The 18,160-nt window shown below is 47.0% G+C and carries 17 protein-coding genes and 1 tRNA gene; 13 read left to right on the forward strand and 5 right to left on the reverse strand.

Features of this window, described 5'->3' with window-relative positions; all coding sequences use genetic code 11:
• Positions 1-129: 129 nt before the first annotated feature.
• Positions 130-206, reverse strand: a tRNA-Met gene (locus BLW68_RS10105).
• Between the two features lie 205 nt (positions 207-411).
• On the opposite strand from BLW68_RS10105, the gene rlmKL reads away from it, so the two are divergent.
• From rlmKL to rmf, 5 genes are all read left to right on the forward strand, one after another.
• Entirely contained in the window at positions 412-2,526 is a 2,115-nt protein-coding gene (gene rlmKL, locus BLW68_RS10110; protein ID WP_092792925.1) for a bifunctional 23S rRNA (guanine(2069)-N(7))-methyltransferase RlmK/23S rRNA (guanine(2445)-N(2))-methyltransferase RlmL, read from the forward strand.
• A gap of 4 nt (positions 2,527-2,530) precedes the next feature.
• Positions 2,531-2,776 carry a glutaredoxin family protein gene (locus BLW68_RS10115; RefSeq protein WP_245728312.1) on the forward strand — a complete coding sequence of 82 codons (246 nt, stop codon included), beginning with the start codon at positions 2,531-2,533 and terminating at the stop codon, positions 2,774-2,776.
• A complete protein-coding gene (gene uup / locus BLW68_RS10120) occupies positions 2,776-4,677 on the forward strand; it encodes an ATP-binding cassette ATPase Uup (protein WP_092792927.1) in 1,902 nt (633 codons plus the stop codon). The genes BLW68_RS10115 and uup overlap by 1 nt, the downstream gene beginning before the upstream one ends.
• A gap of 27 nt (positions 4,678-4,704) precedes the next feature.
• Positions 4,705-6,453 carry a DUF3466 family protein gene (locus BLW68_RS10125; protein ID WP_092792929.1) on the forward strand — a complete coding sequence of 583 codons (1,749 nt, stop codon included), beginning with the start codon at positions 4,705-4,707 and terminating at the stop codon, positions 6,451-6,453.
• 268 nt (positions 6,454-6,721) lie between these two features.
• Positions 6,722-6,904: a ribosome modulation factor gene (gene rmf / locus BLW68_RS10130; RefSeq protein WP_068238104.1), complete on the forward strand. Its 183-nt coding sequence runs from the start codon at positions 6,722-6,724 to the stop codon at positions 6,902-6,904.
• Between the two features lie 79 nt (positions 6,905-6,983).
• Here the strand turns inward: rmf and fabA are convergent, their stop codons facing one another.
• Positions 6,984-7,496, reverse strand: a complete 513-nt coding sequence (fabA, locus tag BLW68_RS10135) for a bifunctional 3-hydroxydecanoyl-ACP dehydratase/trans-2-decenoyl-ACP isomerase (protein WP_092792931.1) — start codon at positions 7,494-7,496, stop codon at positions 6,984-6,986.
• 145 nt (positions 7,497-7,641) lie between these two features.
• Here fabA and BLW68_RS10140 point away from each other — a divergent pair, with 145 nt between their 5' ends.
• The 3 genes from BLW68_RS10140 to BLW68_RS10150 all read left to right on the forward strand — a co-directional run bounded on the left by BLW68_RS10140 (position 7,642) and on the right by BLW68_RS10150 (position 9,610).
• On the forward strand, positions 7,642-7,899 hold the full coding sequence (locus BLW68_RS10140) for a hypothetical protein (protein ID WP_092792933.1): 258 nt from the start codon (positions 7,642-7,644) through the stop codon (positions 7,897-7,899).
• A gap of 78 nt (positions 7,900-7,977) precedes the next feature.
• Positions 7,978-8,835 carry a 6-carboxytetrahydropterin synthase gene (locus tag BLW68_RS10145; RefSeq protein ID WP_092792936.1) on the forward strand — a complete coding sequence of 286 codons (858 nt, stop codon included), beginning with the start codon at positions 7,978-7,980 and terminating at the stop codon, positions 8,833-8,835.
• Positions 8,798-9,610, forward strand: coding sequence for a M23 family metallopeptidase (locus BLW68_RS10150; protein WP_092792938.1), 813 nt, complete (start codon positions 8,798-8,800; stop codon positions 9,608-9,610). The genes BLW68_RS10145 and BLW68_RS10150 overlap by 38 nt, the downstream gene beginning before the upstream one ends.
• Here the strand turns inward: BLW68_RS10150 and BLW68_RS10155 are convergent.
• Positions 9,607-11,385, reverse strand: coding sequence for a M61 family metallopeptidase (locus tag BLW68_RS10155; protein WP_092792940.1), 1,779 nt, complete (start codon positions 11,383-11,385; stop codon positions 9,607-9,609). The two genes, BLW68_RS10150 and BLW68_RS10155, sit on opposite strands and share 4 nt — an antisense overlap.
• Positions 11,386-11,420: 35 nt before the next feature.
• Between BLW68_RS10155 and BLW68_RS10160 the strand changes: the two genes are divergently transcribed.
• The 4 genes from BLW68_RS10160 to BLW68_RS10175 all read left to right on the forward strand — a co-directional run bounded on the left by BLW68_RS10160 (position 11,421) and on the right by BLW68_RS10175 (position 14,373).
• Positions 11,421-11,837: an HIT domain-containing protein gene (locus BLW68_RS10160; RefSeq protein WP_425438499.1), complete on the forward strand. Its 417-nt coding sequence runs from the start codon at positions 11,421-11,423 to the stop codon at positions 11,835-11,837.
• Positions 11,838-11,947: 110 nt separating this feature from the next.
• On the forward strand, positions 11,948-12,346 hold the full coding sequence (locus tag BLW68_RS10165) for an acyl-CoA thioesterase (RefSeq protein ID WP_092792941.1): 399 nt from the start codon (positions 11,948-11,950) through the stop codon (positions 12,344-12,346).
• A 133-nt stretch (positions 12,347-12,479) separates the two neighbouring features.
• Complete coding sequence (locus BLW68_RS10170; protein ID WP_092792944.1) at positions 12,480-13,562, forward strand: sensor histidine kinase; 1,083 nt, start codon at positions 12,480-12,482, stop codon at positions 13,560-13,562.
• Positions 13,555-14,373: a LytR/AlgR family response regulator transcription factor gene (locus BLW68_RS10175; protein WP_092792947.1), complete on the forward strand. Its 819-nt coding sequence runs from the start codon at positions 13,555-13,557 to the stop codon at positions 14,371-14,373. The genes BLW68_RS10170 and BLW68_RS10175 overlap by 8 nt, the downstream gene beginning before the upstream one ends.
• A gap of 20 nt (positions 14,374-14,393) precedes the next feature.
• On the opposite strand, the gene BLW68_RS10180 is transcribed toward BLW68_RS10175, so the two are convergent.
• The gene (locus BLW68_RS10180) at positions 14,394-15,383 is read right to left on the reverse strand and encodes an ATP-dependent 6-phosphofructokinase (protein ID WP_092792949.1); all 990 of its coding nucleotides are present in this window, start codon (positions 15,381-15,383) and stop codon (positions 14,394-14,396) included.
• A 209-nt stretch (positions 15,384-15,592) separates the two neighbouring features.
• Here BLW68_RS10180 and BLW68_RS10185 point away from each other — a divergent pair, with 209 nt between their 5' ends.
• Positions 15,593-16,564 carry a DMT family transporter gene (locus BLW68_RS10185; RefSeq protein ID WP_092792951.1) on the forward strand — a complete coding sequence of 324 codons (972 nt, stop codon included), beginning with the start codon at positions 15,593-15,595 and terminating at the stop codon, positions 16,562-16,564.
• 54 nt (positions 16,565-16,618) lie between these two features.
• Here the strand turns inward: BLW68_RS10185 and pyk are convergent, their stop codons facing one another.
• Positions 16,619-18,055, reverse strand: a complete 1,437-nt coding sequence (pyk, locus tag BLW68_RS10190) for a pyruvate kinase (protein WP_092792953.1) — start codon at positions 18,053-18,055, stop codon at positions 16,619-16,621.
• Between the last annotated feature and the right edge of the window lie 105 nt (positions 18,056-18,160).

Here is an 18,160-nt window from a genome sequence, read left to right on the forward strand (position 1 = left end):
TACTATTCAGTCGGTGTAGATGTTAGTTGCGGGCGCCGGATTTGTAGACCTTCACCCCGCGGCTATAAAAAGGAGCCCAAGGGCGAATAACAGGCACAAAAAAACCTACGTTTAAGTAGGCTTAGGTGTTGGTTGCGGGAGCCGGATTTGAACCGACGACCTTCGGGTTATGAGCCCGACGAGCTACCAGGCTGCTCCATCCCGCGTCCGTCATTGCGGGGCGCATCTTAGTGTTTTTAACAAAGCCATGCAAGCCTTTATCTGCTTTTATTTTTAAGATGTGGCTTAACTGCTGCTTTGTTAAACAAAGCGCTGTTTTAAGCGGCAATTTGGCGCTATTGCAAAAACTCAAACGGATAAATAGCACATTCTGCTATACTGACGGCCATTTTTGATAGGGGTTTGGGTAGCATGCTGGAATTCTGGGCGTTAACGTCTAAAGGGGTAGAAGAGTTGTTGGCGGATGAAATTCGCCAGCAAGGTGGCGAAGTGTTGAAAGTTAGCATGGGCGTGGTACGCTTTAAAGCAGAACTGCGCACCGGGTATCAATTATGTTTATGGTCGCGCCTGGCTACCCGTATTTTGCGTTTAATACAGTCTGAGCCGGTTACGGCTGACAGTGATATTTACCAGATTGCGCAGAAAATTGACTGGCCACAGCAGATGTCACTGCGTAATACGTTGGCAGTTGACTGTGTTGGTAAACACCCGAAAATAGACAATACCCAGTTTGGCGCTATCCGCTTAAAAGACGCCATTGTTGATCAGTTCCGTGAAGAAACCGGCCACCGCCCGGATGTTGACCGAATGGATCCCGATGTACGCTTTCAAGTGCGGTTAGATAAAGCGCATTTTCACTTTTTACAGGATTTCTCTGGTCCATCTTTGCACCAGCGCGGTTACCGTGCCGGTCAGGGCGAAGCGCCATTAAAAGAACATTTAGCTGCGGCGCTGTTAAAGCGTTCCGGCTGGCAGGTGGAACAGCCTTTGTTTGACCCGTTTTGCGGCAGCGGCACTATAGTGCTGGAAGCAGCATTAATTGCGCTGAATAAAGCGCCGGGTTTAAGCCGCGAAAAATTTGCCTTTGAAGGCTGGCCGGGCCATCGCGATGCAGTTTGGCAGCAGCTAAAGCAAGACGCCAAAGCGGCAGAGCGGGCAATGCCGGCTACCGTGCAGTTTTGGGGTTCTGACTTTGATGAACGCAATTTAGCCAAAGCGAAGCAAAATGCAGCCCGTGCCGGTGTTGCCGCATACGTGCAATTTGATTATGCCGATGCCACAGCGTTAAAAGCGCCGGTAACCAGTGTGCCGGGCGTTATTGTTACCAACCCGCCTTATGGCGAGCGGTTGGGTGATTTACCCTCATTAATTCCGCTATACAGTAAATTTTCATTGGCGTTAAAACAGCATTATCAAGGCTGGCGCTTAGCCATTATTACTTCCAACACCGATTTGCTGCGGGCGCTGCGCTTATCAAAAAGCAAAAGCTATAAATTTACCAATGGTCCGCTGGATTGTGATTTCACTCTGTTTGATTTAACCGAAAAGCAAGTAGCAGTAAGCTCTGATGCGCCGGCGCTGTTTTTTAGTGAAAGCAGCTCTTTTGGCAATCGCTTAGCGAAGAACTTAAAGCAATTGCAAAAGTGGGCGAAAAAAGAAGGCCTTAGCTGCTACCGTTTATATGATGCCGATATTCCGGAATATAACGTAGCGGTAGATTGGTACGATGGCGAAGTGGTGGTGCATGAATATGCCGCACCGGCGACGGTTGATGAGCAGGTATCGCAAAAACGCTTATTCGATGTGGTAAACCAGGTACCGCAAGTACTGGGTATCAGCTCAGATAAAATGATTTTAAAGGTACGTGAAAAACAAAAGGGCAGCTCGCAGTATCAGGCGTTAAATAAAGCCGGACAGTATAAAGAGGTGAGCGAATACGGCGCTAAGTTTTTAGTGAATCTGCGAGATTATCTCGATACCGGTTTGTTTTTAGATCATCGCATTACACGGCGGATGATCCAGCAGCAGGCCAAAGGCAAAACCGTACTAAACCTGTTTGCCTATACCGGCAGTGCTTCGGTGCATGCTGCTATTGGCGGCGCTGCCAGTGTAACTACGGTAGATATGTCGAACACTTATTTAGACTGGGCTAAGCGTAATTTTACCATTAACGGTTTAACCGGTAAGCAGTACCAGTTTGAGCAAGCCGATTGCTTACAATGGCTAAGCCGCTGCCGTGCTCAGTTCGATTTAATTTTTGTTGACCCGCCAACTTTTTCTAACTCGAAGCGGATGCAGGACAGCTGGGATGTACAGCGCGATCACGTTAATTTACTTAATATGCTAACGGCGCGGCTGACACCAGGCGGCAAAGTGATTTTCTCTAACAATAAGCGCCGTTTTAAAATTGATACCCAGGCACTTAATGATGCCGGCTGGCAGGTTAAAGATATCTCGGCGGCAACTTTGCCGGAAGATTATAAGCGTAACCCGAATATTCACGTTTGTTTTGAGTTAACGCGCTAATAGTATGAATAGCATGCACCCGGCATTAACCTTATACAGTACCTGGGGCTGTCATCTATGTGATGAAGCTGAGCAGTTATTACTGCAAGCAGGCCTTGCGGGCCGGTTTAAGGTTACCGATATTGTTGATGACGAGCAGGCCTTTGCGCGTTACCGCTTGATGATCCCGGTATTGTGCCGGGGCGATAACGAATTATGCTGGCCCTTTGATGCGGACCAGCTGGCAACATGGCTTAAGGATGTACAGTAGTGGAATTATTACGTTTTCAGCAGGCATGTTTAGCCTTTGGCACTAACCCGATATTGGATCATGTCGACTTTAGCTTATTCAGCGGCGAGCGCGTATGTTTAGTCGGTCGCAACGGCGCCGGTAAATCGTCAATGCTAAAATTGCTGACCGGACAGCAAAATCTGGATGATGGCCAGATAGTGGTGAATACCGGAGTAGTATTAAGCCGGTTAGAGCAAGATCCGCCGGCAAAAATGGATGTGAAAATTGCCGATTTTATCCGTGAAGGTGCCGGTGATTTAGCCCAAATAGCGCAGCAGTTTTATACTCTGTCAGAAAACTTAGACGGCGCTTCAGATGCCGACTATCGGCTGTTTGAGAAATTACAAAGCGAAATGGATACCCGCGACGGCTGGGGGCTGGAATCCCGTGTTGCTGATTTATGCCAGCAGTTTGACATGAACCCGGATGCCAGTTTAGCGACGTTATCCGGTGGCTGGTTGCGTAAAGCGGCTCTGGCACGGGCTTTGGCCGCCAGGCCGGATATTTTGTTACTGGATGAGCCAACTAATCATTTGGATGTCGCGGCTATCCAGTGGCTGGAGCAGTTTTTACTAAATTTCTCCGGTGCCATCATTTTTATCTCGCACGACAGGGCTTTTATCCGTGCCCTGGCTACCCGCATTATTGATCTGGACCGTGGTTTGTTAACCTCACACCCGGGCAATTATCAGGAATACCTGGATCGCAAACAAAAAATGCTCGAAGACGAGCAGCAGCACAATGCATTGTTTGATAAAAAGCTGGCAGAAGAAGAAGTATGGATCCGTCAGGGCATTAAAGCACGACGTACCCGTAACGAAGGCCGGGTAAGAGCACTTAAAGCGCTGCGACGTGAGCGGGCAGAGCGGGTAGAAACCTTAGGCAAGGTCGATTTTAATATCGAGCAGGCCGATCGCTCCGGCAAGCTGGTATTTGAAACTAAAGCCATAAGCTGTGGCTTTAATGGCAAAACCGTTATAGACAAGCTTGATCTATTGGTAATGCGCGGTGATCGCATCGCGTTGGTTGGGCCAAACGGTGTCGGTAAATCAACCCTGATTAAGCTGTTATTGGGTGACTATAAACACGACAGTGGCGAGATTAAGCGCGGTACCAATATTGAGGTAGCCTATTTTGATCAGCATCGCATTGCTCTGGATTTAGAAGCCACAGTGCAGGACAACGTATCTGAGGGTAAACAGGAAATTACTCAAAATGGTAAAAGCCGCCATGTGCTTAGCTACCTGCAGGACTTTTTATTCCCGCCGGCACGGGCCCGAACTCCGGTGAAAGCCTTATCCGGCGGTGAGAAAAACCGCCTGTTGCTGGCCAAATTGTTTGCCAGGCCAAGTAACTTGCTGATCCTCGATGAACCGACCAACGATCTGGATGTAGAAACATTAGAGCTGCTGGAAGATATTTTGCAGCAGTACCAAGGTACAGTCTTACTCGTAAGCCATGACCGGGAATTTGTCAATAATACCGTTACCAGCTCACTGCTGTTTGCCGGCGAGGGGCGTATTATTGAAATTGCCGGTGGTTATGATGACGTTATTGCTTACCAGCAACGTATGCAAACGCCTGCTGCGACAGCACAAAAAGTGACAAAACCATCACAGAGCGTAACAGAAGAAATACCAGCGCAGGCTTCTGTTAGCAGTGCTAAGAAGTTATCATACAAAGAGCAACGTGAACTGGAACAACTGCCTGCCTTGCTGGAACAGCTTGAAACAGAGCTTGAAGCGTTACAGCAGAAAGTAAATGACGCTGAGTTTTTTAAGCAAAGTGCAGAGCAAACGCAAACCACGTTGAACCAACTGCAGCAGATCGAGTCGAAGCTGGCGCAAGCGTATGCACGCTGGGAAGAATTAGACGCATAAGAATTGAAGTATATTTAGGGGCTCCGAATGAAGTTATCACGCATCAGTCTGGCGATATTGCCGCTGTTAAGTCTGTGTTCTGTACAAGCGGCCGTTTATAACGTCGTTGAGATTGGTGAAGTAAGCGAAGTCAAATCAACCTATGCTGCGGCTATTAATGATAGCGGGCATGCAGTATTTAATGGGGCTATTCGCCTGCAAACCGGTACGAGCTCTTCGGGTTTACCAATCTATGATTATCAGTATTTTAATTTCCCTATTAATTTAGATGCAATTGATTTTGAAGATGAAGATGTTCAGGCGTTTTTTACTGACGAGCAGTTAGCCGATGTTACTAATGGTAATATCAACAATACTATTCTGAATATCCTGTTAAATCGCAACCCTGCCGGCCAACCAATAGGTAATACCATTAGTTACCTGAAAACAGGTAACTTAGCGCCAGAAAATATACTACTGCGCGATAGTACAGAGCCGACACGGGGCAACAGTGAGTACTTGTACGATATTAACAATGCCGGCATTGCAGTGGGTGTTGCGGGGACTACTTTTACCTTGGAAAGCTTTACACCGACTTCAGAAGATGGTGAGGAAGAGGAAGTTCAAGATCTTTGGGTTCCCGCAGCGTCTTATCAATTGGGAGTGGTAGTACAAAATGGTCAGGTTAGAACTATTGATGCACCATATCAGGAATTAGGCGGCGGTTATACCGTTGCTATGACTATTAGTGATAGTGGTTTAATCGCTGGTTTTGGCAGCAGCGGCATGACGGATGCGGCTAAAGAAGCAGTTGAAACGGCTTGTACCGGAGCAAGCCAGCCCGTAGCTACTTGTTTATATAACAGAGCTGTTGCGGGAAGTTATCTGCAACGCGGCATGGTATGGCAGTTACAAGCTGATGGCAGTGTGGCTGCGCCTGAGATATTAGGTTTTTTAGGTAATAAAAATACGGGAACTGCTTTCGATGGTGAAGGCGTCAATGCAATAACTTATTTTAGCGTTGCTAACGATGTAAATGATAACGGCATTGTGGTAGGCCGTTCTCTGTATAGTGACTCAGATAGAACGCAGCGGGTAAGGTTAAATAATGGCCAGGTTGTTGATCAGATTGTCCGGGCACAGCATGCCAGTTTATATGTTGAAGATCAGGTATTACCGTTGGTTGACCCGCTTGAGTGGTCTATCAGTGATGCTGTGGCCGTTAATAATAATAACATTATTATTGGTTATGGCCAAAAAGTGATTAACAGCGCTGCGCGCAACAAAATGTTTTACCACGACTACAACGCAGGGCAAACCCGTTTTGTTGATGGCTTTTTCTCCAGTTCAACAACACAGCCAAAAGCTATCAATGACAGTAATCAGGTGGTAGGGCAAGCTGAAGTTATTTTAGGTGGTACGACCACTCGCAGGCGGCATGGTTTTATTTACGATATTACCGCTGACAGCTTTACTGATTTGAATACATTAATTGGCTGTAATTCGCCTTACACCGTGGTTGATGCAACCGATATCAATAACAATGGCGATATTCTGGCAACAGCGCTGACAATGAAAGAGCGTAAAGATTTGCTGGGTGAGGTCGTAGTTGATGCGCAAGGCAACCCTCTAAAGGAAGAGCTGGCGGTGGTAGTTAAACTGCAGCCAGTAGCCAATGGCGAACCGGAAGATTGTGCATCAGAGCAAACAAAATATGAGCGTAAAGGCGGTGCAGCTGGTTTTGGCTGGTTAACATTAAGTGCAGCGTTCATTTGGTGGCGTCGGCGTAAAGTTTAACGTGAATAAAAAGCTGCTTCGGCAGCTTTTTTTATGTCGGTGGGGTTGTTGCAGCTTTATAGTTATAAAAGCTAGCTGCTTAGTGTAATTCGATATAAATAAATCTGTCATCAAATCTTAAACAACTTCAGCTTGTTAGTCCTTGTCAAGCTTTTAATCTGTCCATTTCAGATTGAACCTTTTATCGCTGTCGACTATCAATTAAAGGGTAATCGCAAACTCATTTGTGATTATTTTTATCAAATAAAAAGTTGAGGAAGACTGCCGTATGAAAAGACAAAAACGTGATCGTCTGGAACGTGCTCATGCTCAAGGTTATCGTGCCGGTGTAACCGGACGGTCAAAAGAAATTTGCCCTTATCAAGGTTTAGATACGCGCTCACAATGGTTAGGAGGCTGGCGCGAAGCCATCGAAGATCGCAATGTTGGGCTGTTTAATAAAGGTCAGTAATTTTTCCCGATAAGCCCAGGCATTAAAAAAGCCCCGTCAGGATAACTTGCGGGGCTTTTAGCATTAAGCATGATGTATATTAAAAACTGGATGTATCCTGAAACAAACCGACTTTAAGATCGGTTGCTGCATAAATGTCACGGCCATCAACACTTACCACACCGTCGCCAATGCCCATATAGAGTTTGCGTTTGATTACACGCTTCATATTAATGGTGTAAGTCACTTTTTTGGCTGTAGGCAGCACCTGGCCGGTAAATTTTACTTCACCTACGCCCAGGGCACGGCCTTTTCCCGGGCCGCCACACCAGCCTAAGAAGAAGCCGACAAGTTGCCACATGGCATCAAGCCCCAGGCAACCTGGCATTACCGGATCGCCTTTAAAGTGACAGGCAAAAAACCACAGGTCTGGTGTAATATCCAACTCAGCAATGATCTGGCCTTTACCATACAGGCCACCTTCTTCTGAAATGTGGATAATACGGTCCATCATCAGCATATTGTCAGAGGGTAGCTGGCTATTGCCTTCACCAAACAGCTCGCCGTTGCCACAGGCGATCAAATCTTCTTTTGTAAAGCTATTCTTAGTCATGTATGTTTAATCCGTTGAAAATACCGGGCCACTTTAGCGAACACTTGTACGCCAAACAAGTCCGATTTGTATTAAGTCTTAATTTTACGCATCAAGCAGTTAACTGCCTGAGTGTATGACAGTGTTATTGCCAAAGAGTGACATCATGACAAATTCGAGTGGAAAAGCGCTGACCAATGCAGAAAAACAACTGCGGTATCGTGAACGGCAAAAGCAATCCGGTAAAAAAGAGCTACGCGGGTATCTCACTCCGGAGGCCTTAAGTTGCTATCAGGAAATTCAGCAAAAAACCGAGTGGAGCGACAGTGTCTTACTCAGCAACGCTATACGGTTGATGTATGCGGCGCATAAATGCGGCCAGGTAGGTATTTTAAACAGCTGGCTCACCGAGCATAAGCGTTAAAATACCCGGCCTGAGGTGTTGCTGCATTGCGTTCAGCGGTATAATGCCGGCAATCCAGTTAGTAATTGAGAGCCACTGATGATTTTGTTTGTAAGGGATCTGACCGTTATTGATTTTTCTTACCTGTGTCAAAAGCGTGGCATGTTGGGCGAGAGTTATATTGTTGATGTAGAGCTGCATGGCGGCCTGGACCAGACCTCTATGGTGCTGGATTTTGGCAAGGTTAAAAAAGTTATTAAGCATGCTATTGATCAGCTGATTGATCATAAGCTGGCTGTGCCAGAATTATCGGCTGCCGTAAAACTGCGAAATGCCAAAGGGCTGCAGCAACTGAGCTTTGAAAGTAACCGTGGCCATATTCAGATGGCAGCGCCGGCCGAGGCTATTGTTGCCATTAAGGCTGATGCCATAAACCTGCAAACCGTAACTGAGTTCTTACAGCACAGTATTAAGCCACTGTTACCGGCAAATATTGATAAACTAATATTTACCTTGCGAGCAGAAACTGTCAGTGGCTTTTTCTATCATTACAGCCATGGTTTAAAGAAGCACGATGGCAATTGCCAGCGTATTGCCCATGGGCATCGCTCAACCATTCAGATATATGCTGACGGTATGTTAACACCGCGGCTGAATAAATACTGGTGCGAGCGCTGGCAGGATATTTATCTTGGGTCTGCGGAAGACTTATGTAATGCAGATGTTTTACAGCATCTTACTGCCGGTGCGGATGACTATAGTTTCTGTTATCAGGCTGCGCAAGGTTGGTTTGAGCTGACCATACCCAAAGCCCATTGTGAAATTGTACCCTGTGATACTACTGTAGAATGTCTGGCAGAGTATATCGCAGCAGAATTAAAGCAACTGGATAACACCAGGCAATATAAGGTCGTAGCTTATGAAGGTGTGGGTAAAGGCGCTATCGCTGTTAGCTAGTGTCAGCTTTGCATTGTTCGCTCAGCCCGCTATAGAGCTGGAAGGGCAGTTAACTCAGGGCAGTTTGCTGCGTGGTAAGGCTGCGGTAGGGAGTAAAGTATTTTTTAATGACATTGAACTGCCACTAAGCAGCGATGGTCGTTTTGTGTTTGGTATTGGCCGGGATGCACCTCTTAAGCATCAGCTTACCGTGCAGCTCAATGGCGAAAAGTATATCAAGCCGTTAACCTTTACTGCGCGCCAGTATGATATTCAGCATGTTAACGGTGTGGCACAAAAGTACGTTACACCACCTGCAGAGGTAACCGAACGGATCCGCCGTGACAACCAGCAGGTGCGTGCCGTACGTGAAACGGTATCCGGCCTGCCGTTTATCTTTGATACTCCTATAATGCCGGCCAAAGGCCGCATTTCCGGTGTTTATGGCAGCCAGCGTGTATTTAACGGTGAGCCGCGAAATCCGCATTACGGCCTTGATGTTGCAGCACCTGTTGGTGCGCCTGTTGTCGCGCCGTTAAGTGGTAAAGTATTGTTAGCTGCAGACTTATACTATTCAGGCTTAACACTGATCATTGATCATGGTTTTGGCATCAGTTCTACCTTTATGCATTTAAGCCGCTTTGACGTTGCAGTTGGCGATAATATTGAGCAAGGGCAAAAAATTGCTGAAGTAGGGGCGACCGGGAGAGTAACCGGCCCGCACCTGGATTGGCGGATTAACTGGCAGCAGGAACGGCTGGACCCTGCGCTGCTGCCAGGTTTGAAGTTACCTTAACCAGGCAGCGCTTGCTGCAGCCAACTATCGCACTGCGCTTGCTCAGCCACAGTAAGCACCGCAACCTGTTGTTGCGCGGCATTTAACGTCAGTTGGCTTTGCAGTAAACGATCTTTCCGATAAAAATGCAGAGTTAACGTGCTGCCCTCAGGGTAACGCTTTAACAGCTGTGGCAAGCTGGTAGGGCTGATTTTACGGTTATCCAGGGCTAGCAGCTGATCTCCGCTCATTAAACCGGCCTGATGCGCGCTGCCGCCATGGTAAACCTGGGTTAATTGCAACAGGCCATTTAGCGGTTTAGTTTGGGCGCCAATAAAGGGTAAATTTTCAACACTGGCTTCACCTCCGAAATCATCACCATGTTGCATCGGCCGTATTGTTAACGTCAGGCCAAGTGTCGGCAATAATTCTGCAAGGGGCAGTGCTGCAGCTTGTGTCAGCCATTTATCACTTTCTGTGGCAAGTTCAGCAAAGCCAAGCTCTGTCAAAACTTTGTGCAGCGCATTATCTGGCGTACCTGACACCAGATAGCGTTGCCATAACTGGCGCACAACGTCATCCAGTGAGCTATTGCAGCTGCGCAGACTGGCATCCAGACATAAAGCCAGTAAGGCCCCTTTGGCATAATAACTGACTACGGCATTTACTGCGTTCTCATCTTGCTTATAAAACTTGGTCCAGGCAGTAAAGCTGCTGTCTATAAGGCTTTGCTGGCTGTCGCTTGGGTTACGTGTAACTCTTGAAATGGCTTTTTCCAGCGTTTTAATATAGGTTTTGCTGTCAATTAAGCCGGCACGTACTAACGCTAAATCATCATAATAAGAGGTAAACCCTTCATATAGCCAAAGTTGGCGGGTGTATTGCTCTGCTGTTAGCTGATACTGCTGAAAAACAGCAGGTTTTAAGCGCTTAACCCACCAGGTATGAAAGTATTCATGGCTGCAAAGTGCCAGCAGGTTCTGGTAGTTTTCATCTACCTGGGGTTGTTCCGGTGCTGGCAAATCAAAACGGCTGCACAGTAGTAAAGTAGAGTTCAGATGTTCCAAGCCACCGTAACCATCTTCTGTTACCCACAGCAAAAACCAGTAGCTGGTTAAATCTGCCGGCAAACTGCCAAATACGTTAACCTGCTGCTGGCAAATCCGGGTTAAATCGGCGGTAAAGCGGCCAAGGTTGGTCAGGTTATCACCGGTAACGACCAGATAATGGCTGATCCCCTCAATGACAAACTCGGTAAGGGTAAATTTACCCAGCAGAATGGGGCTGTCGATAAGCACCTGATAATTAGCCGCGCTATATTCACCAAAACCAAGAAAATCTGTGCCCTGGCTCCGGCTTAAACCGGTAGCTACCTGCCAGTCCTCAATAACGCGTGACTGGGGTTTACTGATATTAACCCGATGCGGCAAGGCTTCCAGCGTATTGACGCTTAAACACAGGCTGGCCGGGTTTAACACCGCTACTTCATCATCAATGTAAGCGGCCCGGACGGATAAATCGTAAGCATAGAGCTGATAACTAACCGTCACTGGGCTGTCGTTACACTGTAATTGCCAGCGCTGTTTATCCAGTTGTCGCAGCTGTAGTACGCCGGATTTATCGCGGGCTGTTATTGCGACAATATTGCGGGCAAAATCACGAATCATATAGCTGCCGGGGATCCAGGCAGGAAGCATCAGTTCATGTACCGGTGAGCTGGGAGTAAAACTGAGCGTTACAGATATCAGATGCGCGCTGACATCGGTTATATCAAGCTGGTACTTCACAGATTTCATAGTATTACTCTTTTTGTAGGTAAAAGGTTTACCCTTTGCCTACAGCGTTGTGGCGTATTAAGCTGACTATTATGCCGCTAAAACCGAATAAGGAAAATGACATGGCAACAGAAACGGTATTCAGTAAAATTATTCGCCGCGAGGCACAAGCCGATATTTTGTATCAGGACGAGCTGGTTACCGCATTTCGCGATATCCGCCCGCGTGCACCGGTGCATATTTTATTAGTACCTAACCAGCTTATTCCAACCGTTAATGATGTTGAACCAAAGCATGAAGCTGCGCTTGGCCGGCTGTTTACCGTAGCACGTAAACTGGCTGCAGAGCATGGTATTGCTGACAAAGGCTACCGGCTGATTATGAACTGTAACGCCCATGGCGGGCAGGAGGTTTATCATATTCATTTGCACCTGGTTGGCGGCAGGGCACTTGGCCCAATGTTAAGCCGGTAGCTAAAGCAGTAAGCGGGCAGCCGGATACGTATTTGTGTGCGATACTGTTGCAATTGGGTGTGGCTCTTATAGAATCGCCGCGTCTTTCACTGCTATAACTGAGTATTGCTATGAGTAACGAAGCGTTAATTGCCAAACGGATGGAACATGCGGTAACAAGGGTCACTAAAACAGTATTTCCCGGCCGGACTAATCACCATAACACCTTATTTGGCGGCGAAGCGCTGGCCTGGATGGATGAAGCGGCTTTTATTGCGGCCACACGCTTTTGTCGCAAACCTCTGGTTACTGTCAGCTCAGACCGGGTAGATTTTAAAGAGTCTATTCCGGCCGGCACTATTATTGAACTGGTTGCCCGGGTTGAGCACATTGGCCGTACCAGTATTCGTGTACATGTCGATATTTTTGTGGAGCATATGTATAACGATGATCAGCATAAAGCGATTTCCGGCAACTTTACTTTTGTTGCTTTAGGGCCGGATCGCAAACCCACACCGGTGCTGGGCTGAATCGCCAGGTTGCCTGGCTAAATGGCTAATATAATGCGATTAATACATATGCAAACACGGCCAGTGAACGGGGATTTTGGCTACCATTTAGTTATAATCGGGCTATTACCTTCTTGGCCTGCGGGTTATTGTTTTGTATAAGTTATTTGAAGATCGTACCCGCCAGTTCTGGATACTGCATACATTAGGCTGGCTGGGTTTTGCCATCGTCAATTATCTCGGCTCTCTGATCCAGGAAACGCGCGATGCTTACCTGATTATCGTTGCGCTGGACTCTTATATTGGCTGGTTAATTACCATACCTCTGCGCTACGCTTATCAACGCGCCTGGTTCTGGACGCCCTGGAAAATGATCATAACCGTATTGCTGCTGGCATTTTTTGTTGCCGCAATATGGACTACGGTGCGTAACTTTAACTATTGGGAAATATATCGCCACGGCGCGCGGCCAGACGACTGGCTAAAGTATATCCGTGATACACCGGTGGCGTTTTATGTCATGTTAAGCTGGAGTGGTTTGTATTTCGGTATTAAGTACTATCAAACATTACAGCAAGAGAAACAAAAGTCACTGACAGCAACCAACAAAGCGCATGAAGCACAGCTGAAAATGCTGCGTTATCAGCTTAATCCGCATTTTTTGTTTAATACCCTCAATGCTATCTCAACACTGGTGTTAATTAATGAAGCCGATACTGCCAATAAAATGGTGACCAGGCTTAGTGACTTTTTGCGCTATTCATTGTACAAAGATCCTATTAACAAGGTACCGCTGGAGCAAGAGGTATATGCCGCTCGTTTGTATCTTGAGATTGAAAAGGTGCGCTTCTCCGAGCGTTTGTCTGTTATATTCGATCTTGAGCCAGGGACAGAGAAAGCGCTGGTACCCAGTTTAATTTTGCAGCCGCTAATTGAAAATGCTATTAAGTATGCGGTAGCCAGCCAAATTAATGGCGGTGAAATAGCCATTACGGCGAAAAAGTTTGGCCATGATTTATTGCTGGAAGTAGCTGATAACGGGCCGGGTATGACCATTACCAATGGTTTGCCCAAAAGCAGTGACAGTGGGGTTGGTCTGGTGAACACCAAAGAGCGTTTATCTGCACTGTACGACAATAACTTTGCTCTGGTTTTAACGCATAATCAGCCACAGGGCTTAAAAGTAAATATCAGAATTCCATTACAACTAGAAAAAACGGAACAGGAACATGCTTAAGGTAATAGTAGTTGATGATGAACCTTTAGCCCGCAAGGGAATGATGGTGCGGTTACGGGAGTTTCCTGAGCTGGAAGTTATCGCCGAATGTACCAATGGCCAGCAAGCCATTGACAGTATCAGTCAGCTAACGCCGGATCTGGTTTTTCTGGACGTTGAAATGCCAGGCATGGACGGTTTTGCAGTGCTGAAGCAATTACAGGCGCAAAATGCGGTTTTACCTTACATTGTTTTTGTTACAGCGTATGACCACTATGCTTACAGCGCTTTTGAAGTCAGTGCGCTGGACTATGTGTTAAAGCCGGTTGAACCTGAGCGTTTAAAACAGGCAGTAGAAAAGGTCCTGAAAATATATCAGGCACAGGACACGCAAAGACATAAAGGTCAGTTGGCAGAGGCTGTAGCAAAACTTACCGGAGACGACACCGGTAATATCCTGCAACGGCTGGATAATGCTCAGCCGGTGGTAAATGACCGTTTCCCGGATGCGATCAGCATTAAAGACAGCGGCGAAATTACCCGGGTGCCGGTAGCTGCCATTGAGTGGGTTGACGCTGCCGGCGACTACATGTGTATTCATACCCGTGACGGGCAAACGCATATTTTACGCCGTACCATGAAAGAGCTTGAGCAGGAACTGGATCCCAAGTTGTTTGTACGGGTACATCGCTCTGCTATCGTAAACGTGCACACCATTGCCAAATTACAGATGCTGGCCAATGGTGAGCATCAGTTAATGTTAACCAACGGCCAGGCCGTTAAAGTAAGCCGTAGCTATAAAGACCGGGTAAAACAGGTTTTTAATCAGTAGTACGTTGTTATCTGGCATGCTTAATCGCTGGCAATAGTTTGTTGCCAGCGCACCAGATAAGGGTCTATCTGCTTTTTCTTCGCACCGGTTTGAGCCATAGGGTATAACACCGCCTGTTGGTTTATTTCACCTGCCATCATTAAATTAGCCCCCAACACCAGTTGCTCTATGGCATAAGCTCCCAGTTTAGTTGCCAGAATTCTGTCTGCCCCCACAGGTGAGCCTCCGCGCTGGATATGGCCAAGAATACAAGCCCGGCATTCAATGCCCAAAGCAGTGCTAAGCGCTTCTGCCAGTGCGGTGGTGCCGCCTGGGTAACTGTTTTCTGCAACAACAATAATATAACTGCTTTTGCCACGTAGTAGTTGTGCGCGCTGCACCGGCGCTATCAGCGTTTTTAAATCTTCAGGTTGCAGGGCGCCGAACTCCGGGCAAATTATCTGTTCAGCTCCCCCGGCGATACCCGCAGACAAGGTAATATAGCCAGAGTGTCGGCCCATCAGCTCAACCAAAAATATCCGCTCAAATGCATCGGCGGTATCGCGGATTTTATCTATTGCATCTAGTGCAGTATCTATAGCGGTAGCAAAACCAATGGTGTAATCGGTGCCATCTACATCATTATCAATCGTGCCAGGCACGCCGATGATTTGGCCATGATAATGCTCCGCTATGGCTAATGCGCCACGAAAACTGCCATCACCACCGATAACCACCAGCGCATCCAGTTGCAAACGTTGTAATGCCTCTGCGGCTTGTTTTGCACCTTCCGGGGTATGTAATGCTTTGCAGCGGGCGCTTTTTAAGATGGTACCGCCATGCTGAATAATATTCTGTACATGCTGCGGCAGCAGTGTTTGGTAATCATCGTCAAGTAAACCATTAAATCCATGACGAAAACCAATAATATCGATATTGTATGCCGCGCCGGTGAGAACAATAGCGCGGATTGCAGCATTCATCCCCGGCGCATCGCCACCGGAGGTTAATACACCAACACGTTTAATCATCGTTTATCTCTGTTTGCAGCTAACATGTTGCTCAGTATAGGGTGTTAAAGTCCGGACCGTGTTTGATATAGCGCAATAGTTAGTGTGTTAGTCGATATAACAGTACCAGGCTAAAGACAGCAACAGGTAAAATAAGCGAAAATAGCGCCTCTCTGCGCAGATATACTCTGCAACGCCTGCCACTTTGTTTATTACATTGGATCTGCATCATGCATCAAATTACAGGTAAAAGCCTGGTTGGGTTATTGTTAGCCTTAACCACTGCTGTTTTATGGGGCATTTTGCCTATCGCATTAAAGATTTTGCTCGATGTGTTAACAGCGAATACCATAACGCTAATCCGTTTTTTGGCCGCTGCTGTTATCGTTGGTATTTGGCTGGGCGCGCGGGGCAAGTTGCCCAAAGCCGCTTTACTCCTTAGGCCCAATATAGCAAAACTGATGCTGATTGCTGTAGTGGGTTTGCTGTCTAACTACATTATGTATTTAAGTGGCCTGAATTACCTCAGTGCAGAAACCGCGCAAGTGGTTATTCAGCTGGCACCATTTTTAATGATGATAGGCGGCGTCTTTATATTTAAAGAGCGTTTGTTACTGTGGCAAAAAGCCGGTGCGGTTATTCTGGTTGCGGGTTTGCTGCTGTTTTTTAATGAGCGCCTGGTGCAACTGATATTGCAAGCGGGCACCGAAACGCTTGGCGTGTTGCTGGTGATTGCTGCAGCGGTAACCTGGGCGGCCTATGCTCTGGCACAAAAACAATTACTGGTGCATTACACTTCAAAGCAAATTATGTATTTACTCTATGTAGCCGGCACTATTGCTTTTATGCCGGTATCCGATTTTACACCGCTGTTAACGATGACAGGCCTGCACTGGCTGCTGCTTATCTTTTGCTGTTTAAATACCGTAGTGGCCTACGGTGCTTTTGCTGAAGCCTTGCATCACTGGGAGGCGTCTAAAGTCAGTGCAGTATTGGCCGTAACACCCCTGTTTACTATTTTGTTTGCGAATATTGTGGGCTGGCTGTTTCCTGCCTATTTAGCAGCACAACAACTTAACTTTTGGTCCTGGCTTGGCGCAGCGCTGGTGGTAGTGGGCTCAGCATTAACCGCGCTGGCACCGCAATTTGTGCAATATCATAGCGCACGTAAAATACGTAAGCTGCAACGCGATGTGTTTTAAATAGCTGGCAGCAAAAAGGGCTCGAATGAGCCCTTCGTATTAGTGGCGCACGTACTATTTTACCTGCACAATTCTGCAGGTATTAGAGGCACCGATAGTTTCCATAACATCACCGTGTGTCATGATAACCAAGTCGCCACTTTTTAAACCTGCTTTGACTTTTACCGCTTCAATGGCCGCATCGGCCAGTGATTGCCCTTGTAACGCTGTGCTGTCAAAAAACGCCGGATAAACACCGCGGTACAACGCCATTTTGTTCAGCGTTTTGGTATGGCGCGACAAAGCGTAAATAGGTTGTGGCGAAGTAATACGTGACATCAGCTTGGCAGTATAGCCAGACTCTGTCAGCGTAATAATGGCTTTAATGCCTTCGAGGTGGTTGGCAGCATACATAGCAGACAGTGCAATGGTTTCGCTTATTTCAGTGAAGGTCACATCCATACGATGCTTGGAAATTTGTACGCTTGGGTGTTTTTCCGCACCGTCACATACCCGGGCCATCGCCCGCACGGTTTCAGTCGGGTATTTACCGGCCGCCGTTTCAGCTGACAACATAACAGCATCTGTACCATCCAGCACAGCGTTAGCTACGTCCATTACTTCAGCACGGGTTGGCATTGGGCTTTCAATCATGCTTTCCATCATCTGGGTTGCAGTGATCACCACACGATTTAACTGACGCGAACGGGCAATAATACGTTTTTGCTGGCCAACCAGCTCAGCATCGCCAATTTCAACACCCAAATCACCCCGGGCAACCATTACCGCATCAGAAGCGCGGATAATGTCATCCAGCGTTTCATTATCAGCTACCGCTTCAGCGCGTTCTATTTTTGCCATAATACGGGCTTCAGAACCCGCTGCCAGCGCTAAATCACGGGCTAAGCGTAAGTCATCGCCACAGCGTGGGAAAGATACCGCCAGATAATCAACGTCAATTTCTGCTGCGGTAATAATATCGCGTTTGTCTTTATCGGTCAGAGCAGGGGCTGTTAAACCACCGCCCTGGCGGTTAATACCTTTATTGTTACTTAACTTACCACCAACAGTGACGGTAGTATAAACTTTAGCGCCTTCCACTCTGTCTACTGCTAACTGAATGCGGCCATCGTCTAACAGCAGTAAATCACCGGCTTTTACATCCTGCGGTAACTCTTTATAGTCGATACCTACCTGATGCTCATCACCTTCGCCTTTAGGCAATTCTGCATCCAATATATACGGCATGCCTTCTTCAAGTATTACCGCACCATTTTTAAAGGTAGAAACGCGAATTTTAGGGCCCTGTAAATCGCCTAAAATAGCAACGTGTGCGCCCAGCGCTTCAGCTGCGGCACGCACCATACTGGCACGTTCGCGGTGATCATCAGCACTGCCATGCGAGAAGTTCAGACGGAATACGGTTGCACCAGCCTTGATCAGTTTTTCAATAGATAGCTGTGTATTGGTGGCGGGGCCTAGCGTCGCGACGATTTTAGTTCTTCTGTGCATGGTTATTTCCTGCTTGTTGCAAAGAGGGTGTAATAGCTTGCTGTTAGTTTAATGTAATTTAATTACAGAATACAGCAAAGCAATGAAGAAAAATTACAGGTTGGT

The sequence above is a fragment of the Rheinheimera pacifica genome (genome assembly GCF_900108485.1).
GTDB lineage: Bacteria > Pseudomonadota > Gammaproteobacteria > Enterobacterales > Alteromonadaceae > Alishewanella > Alishewanella pacifica.

Coding starts and splice junctions, on each gene's coding strand:
- rlmKL (WP_092792925.1), top strand. CDS start 412: ATGCTGGAATTCTGGGCGTTAACGTCTAAAGGGGTAGAAGAGTTGTTG.
- BLW68_RS10115 (WP_245728312.1), top strand. CDS start 2,531: ATGAATAGCATGCACCCGGCATTAACCTTATACAGTACCTGGGGCTGT.
- BLW68_RS10125 (WP_092792929.1), top strand. CDS start 4,705: ATGAAGTTATCACGCATCAGTCTGGCGATATTGCCGCTGTTAAGTCTG.
- rmf (WP_068238104.1), top strand. CDS start 6,722: ATGAAAAGACAAAAACGTGATCGTCTGGAACGTGCTCATGCTCAAGGT.
- fabA (WP_092792931.1), bottom strand. CDS start 7,496: ATGACTAAGAATAGCTTTACAAAAGAAGATTTGATCGCCTGTGGCAAC.
- BLW68_RS10140 (WP_092792933.1), top strand. CDS start 7,642: ATGACAAATTCGAGTGGAAAAGCGCTGACCAATGCAGAAAAACAACTG.
- BLW68_RS10145 (WP_092792936.1), top strand. CDS start 7,978: ATGATTTTGTTTGTAAGGGATCTGACCGTTATTGATTTTTCTTACCTG.
- BLW68_RS10150 (WP_092792938.1), top strand. CDS start 8,798: ATGAAGGTGTGGGTAAAGGCGCTATCGCTGTTAGCTAGTGTCAGCTTT.
- BLW68_RS10155 (WP_092792940.1), bottom strand. CDS start 11,385: ATGAAATCTGTGAAGTACCAGCTTGATATAACCGATGTCAGCGCGCAT.
- BLW68_RS10165 (WP_092792941.1), top strand. CDS start 11,948: ATGAGTAACGAAGCGTTAATTGCCAAACGGATGGAACATGCGGTAACA.
- BLW68_RS10175 (WP_092792947.1), top strand. CDS start 13,555: ATGCTTAAGGTAATAGTAGTTGATGATGAACCTTTAGCCCGCAAGGGA.
- BLW68_RS10180 (WP_092792949.1), bottom strand. CDS start 15,383: ATGATTAAACGTGTTGGTGTATTAACCTCCGGTGGCGATGCGCCGGGG.
- BLW68_RS10185 (WP_092792951.1), top strand. CDS start 15,593: ATGCATCAAATTACAGGTAAAAGCCTGGTTGGGTTATTGTTAGCCTTA.
- pyk (WP_092792953.1), bottom strand. CDS start 18,055: ATGCACAGAAGAACTAAAATCGTCGCGACGCTAGGCCCCGCCACCAAT.